This is a genomic window from Microbacterium sp., from assembly GCF_051860965.1.
Classification (GTDB): domain Bacteria; phylum Actinomycetota; class Actinomycetes; order Actinomycetales; family Microbacteriaceae; genus Microbacterium.
On the sequence record NZ_JBIMKU010000001.1, the window covers coordinates 126,496 to 143,185 of the forward strand.

Annotated in this window: 14 protein-coding genes; 11 read left to right on the forward strand and 3 right to left on the reverse strand. The window is 70.0% G+C overall.

Annotated elements, in window-relative coordinates; translation table 11 throughout:
- Both ACTIFV_RS00535 and ACTIFV_RS00540 read right to left on the reverse strand, forming a co-directional pair.
- Positions 1–1,002: a LacI family DNA-binding transcriptional regulator gene (locus tag ACTIFV_RS00535; RefSeq protein WP_439590851.1), complete on the reverse strand. Its 1,002-nt coding sequence runs from the start codon at positions 1,000–1,002 to the stop codon at positions 1–3.
- Complete coding sequence (locus ACTIFV_RS00540) at positions 999–2,015, reverse strand: LacI family DNA-binding transcriptional regulator (protein ID WP_439590852.1); 1,017 nt, start codon at positions 2,013–2,015, stop codon at positions 999–1,001. The genes ACTIFV_RS00535 and ACTIFV_RS00540 overlap by 4 nt, the downstream gene beginning before the upstream one ends.
- 212 nt (positions 2,016–2,227) lie before the next feature.
- On the opposite strand from ACTIFV_RS00540, the gene ACTIFV_RS00545 reads away from it, so the two are divergent.
- From ACTIFV_RS00545 to ACTIFV_RS00555, 3 genes are all read left to right on the forward strand, one after another.
- On the forward strand, positions 2,228–3,541 hold the full coding sequence (locus tag ACTIFV_RS00545; RefSeq protein WP_439590853.1) for an ABC transporter substrate-binding protein: 1,314 nt from the start codon (positions 2,228–2,230) through the stop codon (positions 3,539–3,541).
- An 87-nt stretch (positions 3,542–3,628) separates the two neighbouring features.
- On the forward strand, positions 3,629–4,510 hold the full coding sequence (locus ACTIFV_RS00550) for a carbohydrate ABC transporter permease (protein WP_439590854.1): 882 nt from the start codon (positions 3,629–3,631) through the stop codon (positions 4,508–4,510).
- Positions 4,511–4,520: 10 nt separating this feature from the next.
- The gene (locus ACTIFV_RS00555; protein ID WP_439590855.1) at positions 4,521–5,429 is read left to right on the forward strand and encodes a carbohydrate ABC transporter permease; all 909 of its coding nucleotides are present in this window, start codon (positions 4,521–4,523) and stop codon (positions 5,427–5,429) included.
- Between the two features lie 44 nt (positions 5,430–5,473).
- On the opposite strand, the gene ACTIFV_RS00560 is transcribed toward ACTIFV_RS00555, so the two are convergent.
- Positions 5,474–6,304, reverse strand: coding sequence for an NAD-dependent epimerase/dehydratase family protein (locus ACTIFV_RS00560; protein WP_439590856.1), 831 nt, complete (start codon positions 6,302–6,304; stop codon positions 5,474–5,476).
- 146 nt (positions 6,305–6,450) lie between these two features.
- Between ACTIFV_RS00560 and ACTIFV_RS00565 the strand changes: the two genes are divergently transcribed.
- The 8 genes from ACTIFV_RS00565 to ACTIFV_RS00600 all read left to right on the forward strand — a co-directional run bounded on the left by ACTIFV_RS00565 (position 6,451) and on the right by ACTIFV_RS00600 (position 16,670).
- Positions 6,451–9,060 carry a family 78 glycoside hydrolase catalytic domain gene (locus tag ACTIFV_RS00565; protein WP_439590857.1) on the forward strand — a complete coding sequence of 870 codons (2,610 nt, stop codon included), beginning with the start codon at positions 6,451–6,453 and terminating at the stop codon, positions 9,058–9,060.
- Entirely contained in the window at positions 9,057–9,710 is a 654-nt protein-coding gene (locus ACTIFV_RS00570) for an aspartate/glutamate racemase family protein (protein WP_439590858.1), read from the forward strand. Before ACTIFV_RS00565 ends, ACTIFV_RS00570 begins: the two co-directional genes overlap by 4 nt.
- Positions 9,707–11,668, forward strand: coding sequence for a glycoside hydrolase family 127 protein (locus ACTIFV_RS00575; RefSeq protein WP_439590859.1), 1,962 nt, complete (start codon positions 9,707–9,709; stop codon positions 11,666–11,668). Before ACTIFV_RS00570 ends, ACTIFV_RS00575 begins: the two co-directional genes overlap by 4 nt.
- A 4-nt stretch (positions 11,669–11,672) precedes the next feature.
- Entirely contained in the window at positions 11,673–12,926 is a 1,254-nt protein-coding gene (locus ACTIFV_RS00580) for a RuBisCO large subunit C-terminal-like domain-containing protein (protein ID WP_439590860.1), read from the forward strand.
- Between the two features lies 1 nt (position 12,927).
- The gene (locus ACTIFV_RS00585; RefSeq protein ID WP_439591373.1) at positions 12,928–14,208 is read left to right on the forward strand and encodes a four-carbon acid sugar kinase family protein; all 1,281 of its coding nucleotides are present in this window, start codon (positions 12,928–12,930) and stop codon (positions 14,206–14,208) included.
- Between the two features lie 84 nt (positions 14,209–14,292).
- Positions 14,293–14,649 carry an L-rhamnose mutarotase gene (locus ACTIFV_RS00590; RefSeq protein ID WP_439590861.1) on the forward strand — a complete coding sequence of 119 codons (357 nt, stop codon included), beginning with the start codon at positions 14,293–14,295 and terminating at the stop codon, positions 14,647–14,649.
- Positions 14,646–15,812 (forward strand): L-rhamnose isomerase, encoded by a 1,167-nt coding sequence (gene rhaI / locus ACTIFV_RS00595; protein ID WP_439590862.1) that lies wholly within the window; start codon positions 14,646–14,648, stop codon positions 15,810–15,812. The genes ACTIFV_RS00590 and rhaI overlap by 4 nt, the downstream gene beginning before the upstream one ends.
- 27 nt (positions 15,813–15,839) lie before the next feature.
- Positions 15,840–16,670, forward strand: a complete 831-nt coding sequence (locus tag ACTIFV_RS00600) for an alpha/beta hydrolase fold domain-containing protein (RefSeq protein ID WP_439590863.1) — start codon at positions 15,840–15,842, stop codon at positions 16,668–16,670.
- The last annotated feature ends 20 nt before the right edge of the window (positions 16,671–16,690 follow it).

Sequence of the window (16,690 nt, forward strand, 5' to 3'; positions counted from 1 at the left end):
TCACCCGCCGGACGATGAGCGGACGACGAGCTCCGGTTCGAAGACGACCTGCTCGGCGGGCTTGCGGGGGTCGTCGCCCTCTTCGACCAGGAGCCGCAGCGCGGTCTCGCCCATGAGCCGCGCCGGCTGGCGGATGGATGACAGCGGCACGACCGCGGCCGCGGCGAAGTCGATGTCGTCGAACCCGATGAGGGCGATGTCGCCCGGCACGTCGATGCGGTGCGCGGAGAGCGACTGCAGCACCCCGAGAGCGACGAGGTCGTTCGCGCAGAAGACGGCGTCCGGTCGGTGCGCGTGCGGCCGAGAGTTGATCTCGTCGCCCGCGGCCGAGCCGTCCTCGACCTGGGAGGCGGAGACGGGGAGGATCTCGAGCGACGCACCCGGGACCTCATCGACCGCCCGGCGCGCACCGCGACGGCGGTCGTCGAGCTGACGCATGTCGATCGGCCCGCCCGTGAACAGGATCCGGCGCCGGCCCGTCTCGAGCAGATGACGCACGGCGAGGTAGCCGCCGAGCTCATCGTCGACCGAGACGCTGCTGAAGAGGTCGTCCTCGCTCCGCCGGTCGACGAGCACGGCCGGGATGCCCCGCTCGCGCATCTGCCGGAGTCTCTCGCCGACCTGCTGGTACGGCGAGATCAGGATGCCCCGCACCCGCTGCTGCTCGAAGAGGTCGAGGTACCGAGCCTCGCGGTCCACGTTCTCGTCGCTGTTGGCCAGCAGGATCGACAGGCCGCGCCGGTCGGCCTCGCTCTCGGCGCCGCGGGCGAGTTCGGTGAAGAACGGATTGCGCACATCGAGCACCACGAGGCCCACGGTCGTGCTGCGGCCCGCGCGCAGTTGACGTGCCGCATCGTTGCGCACGTAGCCGAGCTCCGCGATCGCCGCGTTGACCCGCACGACCGACTCGGGGGTCACCCGCTCGCGGTGGTTGAGCACGTTGGACACGGTGCCCACCGACACACCCGCCCGCTCGGCGACGTCGCGGATGCTCGCACTCATGCGCGATCGAACCCGTCCGTGCTCGCCCGTATCACCAGGTCGGGCTCGAACATGCGGTGCGGCTCGGCGATCTCGACGCCCTGGATCGCGTCGAAGAGCAGGTCGACGACGGCGACGCCGAAGGCCTCGTGGCGTCCGCGGACGCTCGTGAGCGGGATGAGGGATGCCTCGGCGAACTCGTTGTCGTCGTACCCGACGATCGCGAGGTCGCGCGGAACGACGGTGCCACCTTGGACCAGTTCGTGCATGATGCCGAGCGCCAGGAGGTCGTTCACGGCGAAGATGCCGTCGGGTCGCATCTCGGCAGGGCGCGCCATGAGCGATCGACCGACCTCGCGCCCGCCGGCGACGGTGCGATCGGGCATGTCGATCACTTCGAGCGTCGCGGCGCCGAAGCTGCGCACGACCTCGCTGGCCCCGGTGAGACGGTCGGCCACCTGAGGGATGCCGAGCGGACCGCCGACGAATGCGATGCGCCGGCATCCGACGTCCAGCAGGTGACGCATCGCCTGGCGACCACCCGAGATGTCGTCGAGCGAGACCGAGGGCTGGTCGCTCGAGCGCGCGCGCTGGCCGACGAGCACCGACGGGGTCCCGCGCTTGCGCACGTGCGCGAGACGATCCTCGACCGGCACGTGCGACGACATCAGCAGCCCCTGGACGCGGTGCTGCTCGAAGACCTGGATGTAGGAGTTCTCGCGCTCTTCGCTGCGATGCGAGTTGGCGAGGAAGACCGTGACGCCGCGCTCGCTCGCTCGACGCTCGACGCTCTCGGCGATCTCGGCGAAGTACGGGTTGCTCACATCGGGAGCGATGTAGCCGATGACGCTGCTGACACCCAGGCGCAGCTGGCGTCCCGCGTTGGAGGGCACGAATCCGAGGGAGTCGATCGCGTACTGGATGCGCTGGGCCTTGTCGGCCGAGACGCGATCGGGGTGATTCAGATAGTTCGAGACGGTGCCGACGGCGACACCGGAGAGCGCGGCGACGTCACGTATGCCGACTCTGGCCATGCACGGACTCCCTCGCCTCGATTGAACGTCACTGTACCCGAGCGCGCGATCCGCGCCGTCCCGCGGTGGAAACGTTTCAAGAATCATCCCGCGCGCGTGTCGGCGTTATCAACTTGTGACGTTTCAATCAGGTGTTGACATCGCCGGATGCTCCGTCTTACGATCCCTGTTGAAACGTCTCAAAAGTGAGACGCCACTTTCAAGGAGGAAATGTGTTCACAGCAGATCGGCGGCGACTCCGTAAGCCGTTCATCGGCGCCGCGGCTCTCGTCAGCGCAGGCGTCCTCATGCTCGCCGGCTGCTCCGGCGGCGACTCGGGCGGAGGCGAGAACCCGACGTCGCTCGAGTTCCTCAAGAACGCCGAGAACACCACGACGCAGCCCGTGCTCGACGCACTCGCCGCGGGTGCGTGCGAGGCCGAGAACGAGGCCGCGCCCCTCGAGGTCAACTCGATCCCGCAGGCCGAGCTCGACGCGCAGGTCCAGCTGCTCGCCACGCAGGACGGCCTGCCCCCCATGTTCTCCGCCGGCGGCAACCCCGCCGAGGGCGCGAAGCTCTGGGATGCCGGCTACCTCGTCGACTTCGACAAGGCGCTCACCGAGCTCGGCGTGCGCGACAAGGTCGCCGAGGGCGCCGTGTCGACGATCGAGAAGCTCTACGGCGGCGCATTCAACTTCCTGCCGTTCCAGTACAACATCGAGGGCATCTTCTACAACAAGGCGATCTTCGAGGAGAACGGGTGGGACGTCCCCGAGACATGGGACGACCTCGTCACCGTCGCGGGTGAGGCCAAGGCCGCCGGCCTGACGCCCTTCGCGGCATCGGGCGAGCAGGGCTGGCCCCTGACGCGCCTCGTCAGCGGCTACCTCTTCCGCTCGCTCGGCCCCGACGCGCTGCAGAAGGTCGCCGACGGCGACGCGAAGCTCACCGACCCCGACTACGTCGCCGCCGCACAGGCGATCGCCGACCTCGGCGCGGACGGCTACTTCGGCGACAACGTCGCCTCGCTCGACTACGACGCCGCCACCAACGAGTTCCTCACGGGCAAGGCCGCCATGATCTACATGGGCAGCTGGCTGCTGGGCAACATCAACGGCGACGGCAACCAGATCGGTGCCGACAACGTCGGATTCATGAAGTTCCCGGCCGTCGAAGGCGGCGCCGGCTCGATCGACGAGTACCCCTCGAACGTCGGCCTGCCCGCGACCTTCAACGCCAAGACCTACGCGGCCGACAACAACGTGGGCGCCTGGCTGAAGTGCATCACGGCCAACTACGGCACCGAGGCGCTCAAGCAGGGCCAGATCACGGGCTTCATCTCGGACGAGCCGGCAGACCTCCCCGCCATCTCGCAGACCGTCGCCGACGAGATCGCGAGCGCGACCGACAGCGTGCTGTGGTTCGAGGCGCTCTTCAACGCGAAGGCGTCGAGCATCTCGTCGACCAACGCGGCGCTGCTGGTCACCGGCCAGCTCTCGGCCGAGGAGTTCATGACCCTCGTCCAGGACGCGCTCGACCAGGGCTGATCCTCCGACGCCCCGGTGCGCCTGGACACCAGACGCACCGGGGCGTCATCCTGTTCCCGCCCCTCATCGCACCGAAAGGCCGCCACAATGAAGTCCGTCCTCGGCGACCGCAAGGCGATCATGCTGCTGCTCACGCCGGCACTGCTCGTCTACACCCTGATCATCCTCGCGCCCGTCGTATGGTCGTTCGGCCTCACGTTCTTCACCGGCAGCGTCCTGACCGGCTTCGAGTTCAACGGCGTCAAGAACTTCGAGCGCCTGTTCACCGACCCCTACGTCGCGGACGCCTTCTGGTTCACGATCAAGTACGCACTGCTGGTGACGCTCTTCCAGGTGGTCGTGGGGTACGGCCTCGCGCTCCTGTACCAGTTCGTGCTGCGCAAGTCGTCGGTGCTCGTGCGCACGCTGGTGTTCTTCCCCGTCGTGCTGCCGACCGTCGCGATCTCGATCCTGTACCAGAAGCTCTTCCAGTCCGCGCCGAGCGACGGGCTCGTCAACGAGCTGCTCGTCAACGTGGGCATCCCGACCGTCGACTGGCTCGGCGCCGGCGGGACCGCCTTCGTCGTCATCGTGATCATGGACGTCTGGCGCTCGGTCGGGTTCTACGCGGTGCTCATCTTCTCGGGGCTCCTCGACATCCCCGACGACATCATCGAGTCCGCTCGCATCGATGGCGCCAAGACGTTCAAGCTCTTCCGCCACATCGTGCTGCCGATGTCGCTGCCGATCCTCTTCGCCTCGTTCATCTTCAGCATCAACGGCACGATCAAGGTCTTCGACTCCGTCTTCGCCCTCACCGGCGGTGGTCCGGGCAATCAGACCACGCCGCTGACGATCTACATGTACCGCACGGCGTTCCAGTTCAGCGACTTCGGCTACGGCTCGACGATCGCGCTGCTGCTGACGGTCATGTGCCTCGCGGTGACCCTCCTCATCTTCCGCTCGTCGCGACGCGACAACACCGTCTAGGAGCCACGACATGACTTCGACTCTCGAGACGACCGCCGTCCACACCGCACGCCGGTTCGAGCCGCGCCGCCGCACCCCCGGCCAGGCGTTCCTGCACGTGCTGCGCCGCATCCCGACCTGGGTCGCGGTCGTGGTGCTGCTGGTCGTGTTCGCCTATCCGCTGTTCTGGATGGTCATCAACTCCTTCAAGTCGAACAGCGACTTCCTCAACAACCCGTCCTACGCCATGCCCGAGGTGTGGCAGTGGAGCAACTATGCCGTGGCGTGGGAGACCGGCAATCTGTCGACGACGATCACGAACTCGATCATCGTCACGATCCCGTCGCTCGTGTTCATCGTGCTCCTGGGGACGGCAGCGGGCTTCGCGCTCGAGGTGCTCGTGTTCAAGGGCCGCGGCACGATCCTCCTGCTGTTCCTCGCGGGCATCATGATCCCCGGTCAGATGATCGTGCTCCCGCTGTTCAACACGTTCTTCCAGCTCGGCATCAACGGCTCGCACTGGCCGATGATCCTGATCTACACGGCGGCGGGTCTGCCGCTGACGGTCTTCATGATGGCGACGTACTTCCGTGCGATCCCGCGCGAGATCTTCGAGGCGTCCACTCTGGACGGCGCATCGATGGTGCGGGCCTTCTTCTCCATCGGCTTCCCGATGATGCGCAACGCGGTCGTGACCGTGGCGATCGTGCAGTTCTTCCTCATCTGGAACGACCTGCTCATCGCGCTGATCTTCGGCGGCAAGAAGAGCCTCAACACGATCCAGGTCGGTCTGCTCAACTTCTCGGGCGAGTACGGCGCGATCAACTACGGTCCGCTCTTCGCCGCGATCTGCATCACGGTGTTCGGCATCCTGATCCTCTACCTCTTCTTGAACCAGCGCATCATGAAGGGCCTCGCGGCCGGCGCTGTCAAGGGATGACCCGGATGCCGGCGGGCTGCGAGGACGGCGCCCGCCGGCATTCGTCAACGCCAGTCGTGGCGGGCGCGGAAGCCGAGGCGATCCTGGATCTTGCGCGTGGACATGAGCGACTCGAACTCGCCCAGATCGTCGGCCACCGCAACGCCGGGGAACCATCGCGCGGCGAGCTCGCGGCTGGGGGTCGCGTTGCCCGACCCGGGAGCCGCGACGTTGTAGATCTCGAAGCCCGGCGCGGCCGCGGCGAGCGCCAGAGCGACCGCCTCGGCGCCGTCACGGGCATCGATCCACGAGCCGACGAGGTCGCGGCGGTAGTCCGGTTCGCCGGCACGCTCGAAGGTGTCGTAGGCATCGGGCGCGACGACGTTGGTGAACCGGAGGGCCGTGATCGAGGCATCCGGATGCCAGCCCACGAGCTGCGCAGCCATCGACTCCTCGACGACCTTGCCGAGCCCGTAGGTGTTGAACGCGCGCGTGTAGGTCTCGTCGACGGGCAGCGACGGCGGAGCCACGTCGAACGGGAAGCCCATGGCCGTGATGCTGGAGGCGAAGACCACGGTGCGGATGCCGGCGCGCTGCGCCGCGAAGAGCACGTGGGACGACGCGGACAGGTTGTTCTCGAACGTCGTCACGTCGGGCACGAGCCCGTTGACCGGGATCGCCGCGAGATGCACGATCGCGTCGAGACCGGCGTGGCGCGCCGTCACCCCCAGGAACGCGTCGAGCGTCTGCCCGTAGTCCGACAGATCGACGCGCGTGAACCCGACGCCGGGCGTGCCGGCGAGGTCGAATCCGATGACGTCGTGCCCGTCGGCGCGCAGGCGTTCGACCGTCGCTCTGCCGAGCGTTCCGCTGCTGCCGGTCACTGCGATGAACATGCGTGGTCCTCCGGGGTCCAGTGTCGCACCACGCGGCGGAGCGCCGCAGTGCGCAATCGATTGAAACGTCACAATTCTATTCCTTCCATCACCGCAACGTGCATAGGATGGAACTCTGAAACGTTTCGAGTAATCAGGAGTGACCAATGACGGCCACAGTGTCGGCCCCCCGTTTCGAGCATCACCGGGAGGCTCTCGGGATCGGCGAGTCCCGCCCTCGACTGTCGTGGATCGTGGAGTCCGCCCCCGCGGAGTGGCAGCAGTCCGCGTACCGCGTGGAGGTGCGGACGGATGCCGGAAGCGAGACGTTCGACGTCGCATCCGCGGAACAGGTGCTCGTGCCCTGGCCGGCCGCCGCGCTCGTATCGCGCGACCGCGCCCAGGTGCGCATCTCGGTGCAGGGCACGGACGGCGGGTGGAGCGAGCCCGGTTCGTGGGGCGTCGTCGAAGCGGGGCTCCTGGAGCCGTCCGACTGGATCGCCGGGCCGGTCGGACCGATCTGGAACGAGAACCCCATGACCGACACGCGGCGCCCGGCGCTGGTGCGCCGTGAGTTCGTCGTGCGGCCGGGTCTCGTGCGCGCTCGACTCTATGCGACGGCCCATGGTCTCTACCAGGCCGAGCTCAATGGGGAGCGCGTCGGCGACGACGTCCTCTCGCCGGGATGGACCGTCTACCGCGAGCGCCTGCGCTACTACACGTACGACGTGACGGAGCAGGTGGTCGAGGGCGCGAACGCGCTCGGCGCCTGGCTGGGCGACGGCTGGTACCGCGGCCGGCTCGGGTGGCGCGGCGGGTTCCGCAACCTCTTCGGCGACGACCAGTCCTTCCTCGGTCAGCTCGAGCTCGTCTACGCGGACGGCACGCGCGAGACCGTCGCGACCGACACGACCTGGCGTGCGGCCCCGAGCCCCATCGTGTCCTCGGGCCTGTACGACGGCGAGACGTACGACGCCCGCGATGAGATCGCCGGATGGTCGCTCGCGGGGCTCGACGACGCCGACTGGAGCCGCGTCCAGCTGCGCCGCCGCGACCGTGCGACGCTCGTCGCCCCGACCGGCCCGCCCGTGCGCGTGACGCAGGAGCTGGCGCCGGTGGCGGTGCTCACGACGCCGAGCGGCCGCCGCATCCTGGACTTCGGCCAGAACCTCACAGGCGTCGTGCGGCTGCGCGCGACGGCACCCGCCGGCACGACCGTGACGCTGCGCACGGCCGAAGTGCTGCAGGACGGCGAGCTCTACACGCGACCGCTGCGCGACGCGATCTCGACCGACGCCTACACGTTCGCCGGTCGGCCCGAGGGCGAGGACTGGGAGCCGCGCTTCACGTTCCACGGCTTCCAGTACGTCGAGGTCGACGGCTGGCCCGGTGATCTCGACGCCGACGCGGCGTCCGGCGCCCTCGTCGCACGCGTCCTGCACACCGACCTCGAGCGCACGGGGTGGTTCGAGTCATCCGATCCGCTGCTGAACCGTCTGCACGAGAACATCGTGTGGGGAATGCGCGGCAACTTCGTCGACATCCCCACCGACTGCCCGCAGCGCGACGAGCGCCTGGGGTGGACGGGCGACATCCAGGTCTTCGCGCCCACGGCGTCCTTCCTCTTCGACTCGTCCGGTTTCCTCACCGGCTGGCTGCGCGACCTCGCCGCCGAGCAGCTGCCCGACGGCACCGTGCCGTGGTTCGTGCCCGTCATCCCGGCCGACACGATGTGGACCCCGCAGCGCCCCGGCGCGGCGTGGGGGGATGCCGCGACCGTCGTGCCGTGGACGCTCTACGAGCGCTTCGGCGACGTGCAGGTGCTGCGTGACCAGTTCGACAGCGCCCGGGCGTGGGTCGACCTGCAGGCCGACATCGCGGGGCCCTCGCGTCTGTGGGACTCCGGGTACCAGCTCGGCGACTGGCTCGACCCCGCCGCTCCTCCGCAGGACCCCGCCGACGCCCGCACCGACCGCCACCTCGTCGCGAGCGCCTACTTCGCGCTGTCGGCGCGGATCGTCGCGCGCATGGCGGACGTGCTGGGGGAGACGGATGCCGCGCAGCACTACTCCACGGTCGCCGACGAAGCCGCAGCCGCATTCGTCGGCCGATACGTCCACGCGGACGGCCGCATGACGTCGGATGCGCAGACGGCGTACGCGATCGCTCTCCGCTTCGAACTGCTGCCCGAGCACCTTCGGGCGCCGGCGGCCGAACGTCTCGCGCAGCTCGTGCACGAGGCGGGCAACCGCATCGCGACGGGCTTCGTCGGCACGCCCGTCGTCACCGACGCGCTGAGCGCGCACGGACAGCTCGACGCCGCATACGATCTGCTGCTCGAGCGCGAGTGCCCGTCGTGGCTCTATCAGGTCGAGATGGGCGCGACGACGGTCTGGGAGCGCTGGGACGCGATGCTGCCCGACGGTCGCGTGAACTCGGGCAGCATGACGTCCTTCAACCACTACGCGCTGGGCGCCGTCGCCGACTGGCTGCACCGCGTGGTCGCGGGACTCGAGGCCGCAGACCCGGGCTATCGACGAGTCCGGTTCGCGCCGCGCCCCGGCGGCGGACTGACCCAGGCGTCCGCGCGACATCGCACGCCGTACGGCACGGCGTCGATCGACTGGAGCATCGACGGCGCCGAGCTGCGCGTGCGCGTCGAGGTGCCCGTCGGCGCGACCGCGGTGCTGGATCTCGACGGCGCCGAGCTCGAAGAGCTCGGCCACGGCGCGCACGAACGGGTCGTCGCGCTCCTGCAGGAGGTGGATGCCGCATGAGCCGCATCGCCTTCCTCCACACGGGCGCCGTCGTGATCGGCCCGGTGACCGACCGCGCCCGGGCGGCGCTGCCCGACGCGACGTTCGTGAACTACCTCGACGACCGCATCGTCGCCGACCTCGGGGACGCGTCGCGCGCGGCATCCGTTCCCGAACGCGTCGCGGACCTCGCCCGCGCCGCGAAGGCGGCCGGTGCCGACGTCGTCATGCTCACGTGCTCGTCGATCTCGCACCTCGCCGCGCCCACTGCGGCCGAGGTCGGCATCAGGGTGCTGCGCATCGACGAGGCGATGGCGGATGCCGCGGTCGCCGCGGGATCGCGGATCGCCGTGCTCGCGACCCTGCCGACGACGCTCGTGCCGACCGTGGCACTGCTGCGCGAGCGCGCCGAGCTCGCCGGTGCCGAGCCCGTCATCGTCGAGGAGGTCGTCGACGGAGCCTTCGCCGCCGTGTCGGCCGGAGATCGTGCGACGCACGATGCCCTCGTCGCCGCCGCGATCGAGCGCCGGGGCGCCGACGCCGACGTGGTCGTGCTGGCTCAGGCGTCGATGGCCTCGGCCGCCGACGCCGTCGATGTCGACGTGCCCGTGCTGACCAGCATCGCCCCGGGCATCGAACGCCTGCGCACCGTCGTGGAGGAGCCGGCATGACCGCGCCGCTGCGACCGCTCGGTGCGCCCGACGCCCGGTGGGCGAGCGGATTCTGGGGCGACATCCACACGCGCACGCGGACGGCGACCGTGCCGAGCATGTGGGCATCGCTGAGCGACCCCGCGGTGAGCCCGGGGCTGCGCAACTTCGAGATCGCCGCGGGCATCGAGCCCGGCGCCCACGTGGGTCCGCCCTTCATGGACGGCGACTTCTACAAGTGGCTCGAAGCGGCGATCGCGCAGCTCGAGACCGATCCCGAGCCGTGGCTCGCCGAGACGATCGAGCGGATCGCTCGGCTCATCGCCTCGGTGCAGCGAGAAGACGGCTACCTGCACACTCCGACCCTGATCGCCGCCAGGAACGAGGAGTCGGCCACGGCGCTGGCCGACCGCTTCCACTTCGAGACCTACAACCTCGGTCACCTCATCACGACGGGCGTCCGGCACTACGAGGTCACGGGATCGACGACCCTCCTCGACGTCGCTCGGGGCGCGGCATCCTTCCTCGAAGACCTCGCGACGAACAAGCCGCTCGAGCTCGCGCGCAGTGCGATCTGCCCCTCGCACTACATGGCCGTCATCGAGCTGTATCGGGCGACCGGCGAGCAGCAGTACCTCGACCTCGCCGAGGCGTTCGTTCGGGTGCGGGACGACTTCGAGGGCGGCGACGACAACCAGGACCGCCTGCCCGTGCGCGGGCAGACGGTCGTCGCCGGTCACGCGGTGCGAGCCAACTACCTGTACGCGGGTCTGGCCGACCTCGTCGCCGAGACGCGCGATGCCGAGCTCACCGCGGTGCTCGAGAACCTGTGGAACGACGTCGTCGACACGAAGCTCTACGTCACCGGCGGCGCGGGCGCCCTGTACGACGGCGCCTCGCCCGACGGCCACCCCTGGCAGGAGGACATCAGCCGCATCCATCAGGCCTTCGGACGCGCCTACCAGCTACCGCACACGACAGCGCATGCCGAGTCGTGCGCGAACATCGGACTGCTGCTGTGGAGCGAGCGGATGCTGGCGCTGACCGGCGACGCGAAGTACGCCGACCTCGTCGAGCGCATCGCGTACAACGCGTTCCTCGCCGGCATCAGCCTCGACGGCACGGAGTACTTCTACACGAACGCGCTCCGCCAGGTGCGCGATCTGCCGTGGGAGCTGCGGCGTCCCGGAGACACGGGCCAGCATCCCGTGCCGCCCCCGCCGCCGTCGGACGAGCGTCTGCGCGAGCGCTACCTCAGCTGCTTCTGCTGCCCGCCGAACACGGCGCGCACGCTCGCGCGTTTCCACGAGCGGGCCGCGTCGGTCGCGGACGAGGGGCTCTACATCCATCAGTACGGGGGCAGCGAGCTGCGCGCGTCGGTCGGCGCGAGCACTCTGAGCCTGCGGGAGGAGAGCGACTACCCGTGGCACGGCCGCATCGCCTTCACGGTGACGGATGCCTCGGGCGCCGGCATCCCGCTGCACCTGCGGGTACCGGGATGGTCGAAGGATGCCACGCTCGAGGTGAACGGCGAGCGCGTGGCCATCACCGCGGCAGGGACGTACGCGACGATCGCGCGGGAGTGGCAGGTGGGAGACGAGATCGTGCTCGACCTGCCGATGCCCGTCCGCAGGCTGCGCGCCCACCGACTCGCCGAGGAGGCGACGAACCAGGTCGCCGTGCAGCGCGGACCTGTCGTCTACTGCCTCGAGAGCGCCGATCTTCCGGACGGCGTCGTGCTCGAGCAGGCAGCGCTCCGGCGCGGTGCCGAGCTCCGCCTCGCCGAGACCGAGATCGCCGGCACGCGACTCATGGCGCTCGAGGCGGAGCTCGCCGTCCTCCCGCGCCCCACGGAGTCGCTCTACGCCGACGTGCCGGATGACGTGGTCGACACGGCATCCGCGCGCCTCATCCCCTACTTCGCGTGGGGCAACCGCGGACCCGGCGAGATGTCCGTCTGGCTGCCGCTCGTGTGGTGATGTCATGACCGATCACGTCATCGCCTCGTACGTCATCGAGACGTCCCTTCCGCTCGAGAAGGCCGCCGAAGTGCTCGCCGGCGAGCAGTCGACCGGCACCTTCGTCCGCGTCGAGCGCGAGTCCGACGGCGTGCGGGCCCGGTTCGCGGCGCAGGTCGAGAGCCTCGAAGAGATCCCGATGACGGATGCCTCGCCCCTCCCGGGATCCGTCGGCGACCCCGCCCTGCGGCGGCGCGCGCTGCTGCGCCTGCGCTTCCCGCTCGACAACTTCGGACCGTCGATCCCGAATCTGCAGGCCGCCGTCGCCGGCAACCTGTTCGAGATCAAGGAGCTCGCGGCGATCAAGCTCGTCGACCTCGACCTGCCGACCGCGTTCGCGCAGCGCTACGGCGGCCCGCGATTCGGCGTCGACGGCACCCGCGCGCTCGTCGGCCGGCCGGCGGGCGCCCTGATCGGGACGATCGTGAAGCCGTCGATCGGACTCTCACCCGAGCAGCTCGCCGACGTCGTCGACGAGCTCGCGCACGCCGGGGTCGATTTCATCAAGGACGACGAGCTGCAGGGCAACGGGCCGTCGGCACCGCTCGCCGCGCGCGTCGCGGCCGTGATGCCGGTGCTGAAGCGGCACGCCGACCGCACGGGGCGCATGCCGATGTACGCCTTCAACATCACCGACGACATCCACCTGCTCGAGCAGAACCACGATCTGGTGGTCGACGCCGGGGGCACGTGCGTCATGGTCTGCATCAACATGGTCGGGCTCGCGGGACTCGCGCACGTGAACCGCTTCGCACGCGTGCCGATCCACGGCCACCGCGCGATGTTCGGCGCGATCAGCCGGTCGGACCAGCTCGGGTTCTCGTTCCGCGCGTGGCAGAAGCTCGCCCGCCTCTCGGGCGCCGACCACCTGCATACGAACGGCATCTCGAACAAGTTCTACGAGTCCGATGCGCAGGTGCTCGACGCGATCGCGGCCGTGCGCGCACCGCTCGACGGCGTCGGTGCCACGGTGCCCGTCCTCTCTTCGGGCCAGTGGGGCGGCCTCGCGCACGCGACGTATCGCGCCGTCGGCACGACGGACCTGCTCGTGCTGGCCGGCGGCGGCATCCACGGTCACCCGGGCGGCGCAAGGGAGGGCGTCGCGAGCATGCGGGATGCCTGGGCCTCCGCCGAGCGCGGCGAGTCCGTCGCGCAGGCGATGGAAGCCTCACCGGCACTGCGGCGGGCGGCAGACCTGTTCGGGTCGCCCCGTGACTGACATGCGGGTGGCCTTCTACGGGGACGACGTGACCGGCAGCGTCGATGTGCTCCTCCAGTTCGCGCGCTGCGGGCTCGCGGGGCGCCTGTTCGTGGGCACTCCGGATGCCACGGCCCTCGCCCGTGCGGCGGCCGAGGTGCCCGTGATCGGGATCGCCGGGATCGCGCGCTCGCTCGGCACCGACGCCCTCGACGCGGAGGTCCGCTGCGCGCTCGCAGCGCTGGCAGCGATCCACCCCGATGTCGTGCAGTACAAGGCGTGCTCGACCGCCGACTCGTCGCCCACCGTCGGCAGTCTCGGGCGGGTGCTCGAGATCGGCCGCGACCTCTTCGGCGACGCTCCCGTGCCCCTGCTGTTCGCGCAGCCCGACTTCGGCCGGTACACCGTTTTCGGCCATCACTTCGCGGTCGAAGGCGGTACCGTCCATCGCCTCGACCGCCAGCCGACGATGTCGTCGCATCCTTCGACGCCGATGGACGAGTCCGACCTCGCCCGGCACCTCTCGCACCAGACGGACCTGCCGATCGGATCCCTGCCCTGGGTGTCCTTCGGCTCTTCGATCGCCGGTGCGCTGCGGGACGCCGAGGACGCGGGCGTCGTGCTCGATGCGATGGATGACGCGCACCTCGCCCTCGTCGGCGCTGCGCTGCGAGAGCTCGCCCTCGAGCGCCACCCGCTCTTCGCGATCGGGTCGGGCGGGCTGAGCCGCGCGCTGGCCCTCGCCGCGTCCGGGGGCGGCGCCCCGACGACCGCCGAACCGGACCCGACCGTTGCGCGCGGGCGCGAGCGAGTCGAGACCACGTCACCCGTGCTCGTCGTGTCGGGCAGCCGGTCTCCGAAGACGAGGCGGCAGGCGGATGCCGCGTCCGGCGCAGGCTGGCTCGTCAGACCGTTCGGGGCGCCCGACGACGTCGTCGCGGCGCTCTCGGCGGGCCGCAGCGTCGTGCTGACCTCGGATGACGCCGACGCGTTCACGGGAGTGGCGGACCCGCTCGCCATGATCGCGGAGGCCGCGGCATCCATCGTCCGCAGCGCGGTGCGAAGCGGCGCGACCCGCCGCGTGATCGTCTGCGGCGGCGACACCTCGGGCCGGATCGTGCGCCTCCTGGGCATCGACTCGCTGTCGCTCGCCGCGACGCTCGGTGGCAACGTCGTGCTGCTGCGCGCCCATGCGCAGGACCCCGCCGTCGACGGGCTCGAGCTGCTGCTCAAGGGCGGTCAGGTCGGAGACGACGATCTCTTCGAGACGGTCCGCGCGCTTCGGGTGTCAGCGCGTGCTTGACCGGATCCGTCGCGTCGGCTATCGTTCGATGAAACGATTCATCGTCGGTGTCCTCCGGGCGCCGGCCGCACGAGGAGCATCTCGATGACGAGCCCGACCACACGCGTGTGCTTCCAGCTGCAGGTGCGCCCCGAGCTGCTCGACGAGTACATCGCGCGGCACACGCCGGTCTGGCCCGAGATGCTCGCCGAGATCGCGGCATCCGGTCGTCGCAACTACTCGCTGTTCCTCGGCGAGGGGGGCCGACTCATCGGCTACTACGAGACCGACGACGATTCCGCTGCACAGGCGTACCTCGGAGCTTCGCCGGTCGCCGCCCGCTGGGAGGCCGAGATGGGTCGCTTCTTCGTCGGGCTCGAGGGGCGGCCCGACCAGGCATCCACTGCACTCACCGAGATCTTCAACCTGCACGACCAGCTCACAGAAAGCACGCGATCATGACGACGCTGTCCCCCGCCACCCTGCAGACCCTCGAGGCGCAGGGCATCGAGCTCCCCTCGTGGGCGTTCGGCAACTCCGGCACCCGGTTCAAGGTGTTCGCGACCCCCGGCACGCCGCGCGACCCGTTCGAGAAGATCGCCGACGCCGCCGAGGTCAACCGCGTGACCGCCCTCGCGCCGGCGGTGGCGCTGCACATCCCGTGGGACAAGGTCGACGACTACGCCGCTCTGCGCACGTACGCGCAGGACCTCGGGGTCGAGCTGGGCACGATCAACTCCAACACGTTCCAGGACGACGACTACAAGTTCGGCGCGCTCACCCACGAAGACGCCGCCGTGCGTCGCAAGGCGATCGACCACCACCTCGAGTGCATCGACATCATGGATGCCACGGGCTCCCGTGACCTCAAGATCTGGCTCGCCGAGGGCTCGAACTACCCGGGCCAGGCCGACCTGCGGGGGCGCCAGGACCGCCTGCAGGAATCGCTGCAGGAGATCTACGCGCGCCTGTCGGGCGAGCAGCGTCTCGTGCTCGAGTACAAGTTCTTCGAGCCGGCGTTCTACCACACCGATGTTCCCGACTGGGGGACGTCGTACGTGCAGGTGGCAGCCCTCGGCGACCGCGCGATGGTGTGCCTCGACACGGGCCACCACGCCCCCGGCACGAACATCGAGTTCATCGTGATGCAGCTCCTGCGCCTCGGCAAGCTCGGCTCGTTCGACTTCAACTCGCGCTTCTACGCCGACGACGACCTCATCGTGGGTGCGGCCGACCCGTTCCAGCTCTTCCGCATCCTGTTCGAGGTCATCCGCGGCGGGGGCCTCAACAACCCCGACGTGGCGTTCATGCTCGACCAGTGCCACAACGTCGAGAAGAAGATCCCCGGTCAGATCCGCTCGGTGCTGAACGTCCAGGAGATGACCGCGCGCGCGCTGCTCGTCGACGGCGAGGCCCTGACGGCTGCGCAGAAGTCGGGCGACGTGCTCGCGGCGAACGCGGTGCTGATGGACGCCTTCTACACCAACGTGCGCCCGGCCCTCGCCGAATGGCGCGAGTCGCGCGGCCTGCCGGCCGACCCGATGGCCGCCTACGCCGCCTCGGGCTACCAGGAGCGCATCGAGGCCGAGCGCGTCGGCGGCGTCCAGGCCGGCTGGGGCGCCTGATCGCGCGCCCCTGAACGAGGACCCACCATGACCGAGCCGTACGCCGATGCCGACGGACTCGTGCGCGTCTACCCCGCGCGCGAGCCCGACGGCACGGGACTCGTGTGGGCCCACGGAGGCGGATTCGCCGCGGGAGATCTCGACATGCCCGAAGCGGACGGCGTCGCGCGCGCCCTCGCGGCGAGAGGCACGACGGTCCTCTCGGTCGACTACCGCCTCGCACCCCTGCCGGCCGAGTGGGCCGACGCGGCGGGTGTCGCGCCACGGGACGGCCACCACTACCCCGCCGGGTCGGACGACATCGTGCGGGCGTGGGGATGGGCGACCGACCGCGCCGATGACCTCGGCGTCGCGGCGTCCCGCATCGCGATCGGCGGGGCGAGCGCCGGCGCCAACCTCGTGACCGGCGCGACGCTGCGGCTGCTCGCCGATGGCGCGGAGCCTCCCGCGCTCGTCGTGCTCGCCTACCCGACGCTGCTCGCGGTGCAGCCGGCACCGGATGCCGCCCTGCGCGCGGCGCTCGACGCCGATCCCGACGCCGACCGCTTCGGACCCGCGGCCGTGCTGGCGATGTACGAGAACTACCTCGGCGGTCCGATCGACGAAGCCGCCGTGTTCGCGATCCCCGGGCTCGCCACGACGGACGACCTCGCCGCGTTCCCGCCCGTGCTCATGATCAACGGAGACGTCGACGAGCTGCGCGTCTCGGGCGAGCACTTCGCATCCATCCTCGCCGCGGCCGGTCGCGACGTGCAGATCGAGATCGAGCCCGGAACGACGCACGGCCACCTCAACACTCCCGGGCCCGCGGCATCCGCGTCGCTCGAACTCATCGCCGCACGCCTTGCGGCACTCTGACTCCCACACCGAAGGACGCA

Bases quoted from the DNA above. Each gene is read 5' to 3' on its own strand.
- ACTIFV_RS00535 (WP_439590851.1), bottom strand. From the start codon at position 1,002: ATGAGTGCGAGCATCCGCGACGTCGCCGAGCGGGCGGGTGTGTCGGTG.
- ACTIFV_RS00540 (WP_439590852.1), bottom strand. From the start codon at position 2,015: ATGGCCAGAGTCGGCATACGTGACGTCGCCGCGCTCTCCGGTGTCGCC.
- ACTIFV_RS00550 (WP_439590854.1), top strand. From the start codon at position 3,629: ATGAAGTCCGTCCTCGGCGACCGCAAGGCGATCATGCTGCTGCTCACG.
- ACTIFV_RS00555 (WP_439590855.1), top strand. From the start codon at position 4,521: ATGACTTCGACTCTCGAGACGACCGCCGTCCACACCGCACGCCGGTTC.
- ACTIFV_RS00560 (WP_439590856.1), bottom strand. From the start codon at position 6,304: ATGTTCATCGCAGTGACCGGCAGCAGCGGAACGCTCGGCAGAGCGACG.
- ACTIFV_RS00565 (WP_439590857.1), top strand. From the start codon at position 6,451: ATGACGGCCACAGTGTCGGCCCCCCGTTTCGAGCATCACCGGGAGGCT.
- ACTIFV_RS00570 (WP_439590858.1), top strand. From the start codon at position 9,057: ATGAGCCGCATCGCCTTCCTCCACACGGGCGCCGTCGTGATCGGCCCG.
- ACTIFV_RS00575 (WP_439590859.1), top strand. From the start codon at position 9,707: ATGACCGCGCCGCTGCGACCGCTCGGTGCGCCCGACGCCCGGTGGGCG.
- ACTIFV_RS00580 (WP_439590860.1), top strand. From the start codon at position 11,673: ATGACCGATCACGTCATCGCCTCGTACGTCATCGAGACGTCCCTTCCG.
- ACTIFV_RS00585 (WP_439591373.1), top strand. From the start codon at position 12,928: ATGCGGGTGGCCTTCTACGGGGACGACGTGACCGGCAGCGTCGATGTG.
- ACTIFV_RS00590 (WP_439590861.1), top strand. From the start codon at position 14,293: ATGACGAGCCCGACCACACGCGTGTGCTTCCAGCTGCAGGTGCGCCCC.
- rhaI (WP_439590862.1), top strand. From the start codon at position 14,646: ATGACGACGCTGTCCCCCGCCACCCTGCAGACCCTCGAGGCGCAGGGC.
- ACTIFV_RS00600 (WP_439590863.1), top strand. From the start codon at position 15,840: ATGACCGAGCCGTACGCCGATGCCGACGGACTCGTGCGCGTCTACCCC.